A 2,939-nucleotide genomic window follows, 5' to 3' on the forward strand; every position below is an offset into this window, starting at 1 on the left:
TCACGGATGCCGAATATAAGGAGATGGATATCGAACAGGAACCGATGCCTGGCGAAGACGGGCAGACTGATGGCGAGAATACACCGGAAGGCCGGTATAACTCTCCGGACGGTCAGTATCAGCCGGTTTCATTCTCTGATTACGGGCAGGGTGGCGAGAATACCGAGCAGCGCACCGGTGCAAAAGAAGAGAAAGAGCATCAGACCGCACCGATCGGAAAGGCCAAGAAGATCCTGCCTCCCAATTTCGAGATTGAAGTTCCGGAGTTCCCGTATACGGTCGTGACCGGAGAAGATGACAAGTTCATCAAGGCGCAGGTCTATGTCAAGGACCGCACGGAAGTACCAGCCAGTCGGTCAGCATATCCCGGGCCGCGCGGAGGCTACTATTACAATACAAAGACCCGAAAACCTGCGAACCATCGCCCGGCCAATATCGCAGGAGAAGGCAGTAACGAGGCAGAGCAGCACGGCAACCCGCAGCCCCTCCCCCCGGACATGCCTGGCGGATCGATCCATTACATCAAGATCAGCGGGAACGGTGTTGCCTTGTCAGCCGCGCAGTATTCTTACGGTACAGAAGTACAGGCCGCGAAGAACGAAGCGACCAAGAAGTTCATCGAATGGGTCAAGCCCCAGATGCACGGAATCCCGGACGAAGACCAGATCGATAAACTTAAAGAACTCGCTAAAAAGGAAGGATTAATGATTAAAGAAGGTGGAGAACCCCGATCACAGTCATAGGATACTATCTGAAATAACCCAAACTCTAATATCCTTTACTATCATTATTTTATTGTCCCTCTTGTAATTGAGAGAGGAGGTTTGTACAAAAATGTCAGATAACTACGCATCACCCCCGGACGGAAAACTTCCGATGCCGGTCGGAACGATGGGACTTTACATCTACAACGGACAGAATTACGTCCCTGTCGGTTCCATAAACCAGAACGCATTGATCCGGATCCAGAAACTCTTCCTTGTGGTCGAGTTCAAACCGCTTGCGGATGGTCTTACTGCCGCAGTGATCGACCGGAGCATCGACACCAAGATCATATTCGACGCTTTCCAGAAACCCCTCGTCAACCCGCAGCTCATCAACGGTTCCCGGACCATGGAGTTCGACACGGATTTCCCCGGATCGACCTCGCTCTGGATGATCCCCGTTCCGCTGCCTTCGGGCGCTCATGTCTCGAATGAGATCCTGCTTGCTCCGGCACCTACCGATCTCGGGGAGCATTACGTTGACGCGATCCTGACCGACAAGGTATCAGGCGCACAGTCCAAGCAGCGGTTCGAGTATATTGTCGTCTCAACCGGCGGCCAGATCCCGGTGTCGTGATCACCATGGCAGACGCAGTACCTCTGGGAAAATTCGGATTTCCTTTGACTCAACAGAAGGAAACCGATATCGAAGGAAAAGACTTCGATACCTATGCCTCCCCCGATCAGTTTACGGATTACTGGCCTTCAAATATCCCCTTCCACAACGCCCGCCAGCGGCATGTCGGTATCAAAGCCTTTGTCAAAGGGCTAAGAACAACGATGTGGGAGAACCTCCCGGAATGCCCCCCACTCTGGCAGGATGTCGGCCATTATTGGGACGGATGCGCGGCGATCGGATACGAGGTCAAATCCAAAGTATTCACGATCTTCGTGTTTGTGGCAGTCGCTATTGTCTACAAAAACCCCGGCATTATCGGCCAGCTTCTTCCGCTCGCTATGAAAACGTTCGGAATGTAATCCTCCTTTTTTTCCATCAGAATCTTTATTATCTCCGCTTCTGTATCATTACAACTAAAGTAAACTTGTAATAACACAAGTGGAGATGTTTAACAGATTATGGCAGACGTTGTTGACGTTCCGATTGGGGAACCCGGTACAGTAGTCGGGGGTACGAGCCTTCCGACAGCAAACTCGAATCTTCTGACTCCCACAACTACCGTTAATAAAACGGGAAGTATCACCTGTCAAAGACAACCGCTCGGACTGCTGCGGTTCAAGTTCACGCCCTCAGTTCCGGGCGTTCTTTCGGCAGTATATACCTACGCTGGTACTCCAACATCCGTGGAATTGTTTGCCGGAGCGACTTTACAGGCAAACATTGAGCAACCGGGGGAGGTCTATGTCACTGCCCGGGAGTCCGTCAACTTCCAATTCAGTGTAACCTCCGGCACATTCCGCCTGATCGTCCGGGAGTATTGATCCTCATGCAGTCAAAAGGAGAGCGAGAGGTGCTGCGATGAGACAGAAGAAGTATCTGCTGCTGGTGCTGGCCCTGCTGGTGCTGGTGGCGGAAGTGGGGACGGTGGGTGCTACCAGTACGGTATATGCTTATGTTGCCAACTTTGGGAGTAACACCACATCAGTAATTAATACCACAACCAATATCGTTTCATCTACCGTAACCGTCGGGGTTAATCCAATTGGTATAGCAGTAAATCCGTCCGGGACGTATGCTTATGCTACCAACTATGGGAATAGTTCCGTATCGGTAATCAACGCATCGACGAATACAGTTTCGGCTACAATTAACGTCGGGGTTAATCCAGTTGGTATAGCAGTAAATCCGTCCGGGACGTATGCTTACGTTGCCAACCGAGGGAGTAATTCCGTATCGGTAATTAATACGATAACAAACACTGTTTCTGCTACAGTAACCGTCGGGGTTAATCCATATGGTATTTCAGTAAATCCGACCGGGACATATGCTTATACTGCCAACTATGGGAGTAATTCCGTATCGGTAATTAATACGACAACAAACACTGTTTCTGCTACAGTAACCGTCGGGGTTAATCCAATTGGTATAGCAGTAAATCCGTCCGGGAGGTATGCTTATGCTGCCAACTATGGGAATAGTTCCGTATCGGTAATCAACGCATCGACGAATACAGTTTCGGCTACAATTAACGTCGGGACTAATCCATATGGTGTTGC

5 protein-coding genes are annotated in these 2,939 nt (G+C 50.4%); all 5 read left to right on the forward strand.

The genetic code is table 11. From position 1 onward, the window contains the following. Window positions 1-743, forward strand: a 743-nt coding sequence (locus tag ABSG49_RS12110) for a hypothetical protein (protein ID WP_424026391.1), incomplete at its 5' end; no start/stop codon positions are given. 91 nt (window positions 744-834) lie between these two features. Beyond that, complete coding sequence (locus ABSG49_RS12115) at window positions 835-1,341, forward strand: hypothetical protein (RefSeq protein WP_424026392.1); 507 nt, start codon at window positions 835-837, stop codon at window positions 1,339-1,341. 5 nt (window positions 1,342-1,346) lie between these two features. Further along, window positions 1,347-1,742 carry a hypothetical protein gene (locus ABSG49_RS12120; RefSeq protein WP_424026393.1) on the forward strand — a complete coding sequence of 132 codons (396 nt, stop codon included), beginning with the start codon at window positions 1,347-1,349 and terminating at the stop codon, window positions 1,740-1,742. Between the two features lie 99 nt (window positions 1,743-1,841). After that, window positions 1,842-2,204: a hypothetical protein gene (locus tag ABSG49_RS12125; protein WP_424026394.1), complete on the forward strand. Its 363-nt coding sequence runs from the start codon at window positions 1,842-1,844 to the stop codon at window positions 2,202-2,204. Window positions 2,205-2,241: 37 nt separating this feature from the next. Further along, the coding region (locus tag ABSG49_RS12130; RefSeq protein WP_424026395.1) for a YncE family protein at window positions 2,242-2,939 on the forward strand (698 nt) is incomplete at its 3' end.

Origin of the sequence: Methanoregula sp., from assembly GCF_049510175.1 — an archaeon.
GTDB lineage: Archaea > Halobacteriota > Methanomicrobia > Methanomicrobiales > Methanospirillaceae > Methanoregula.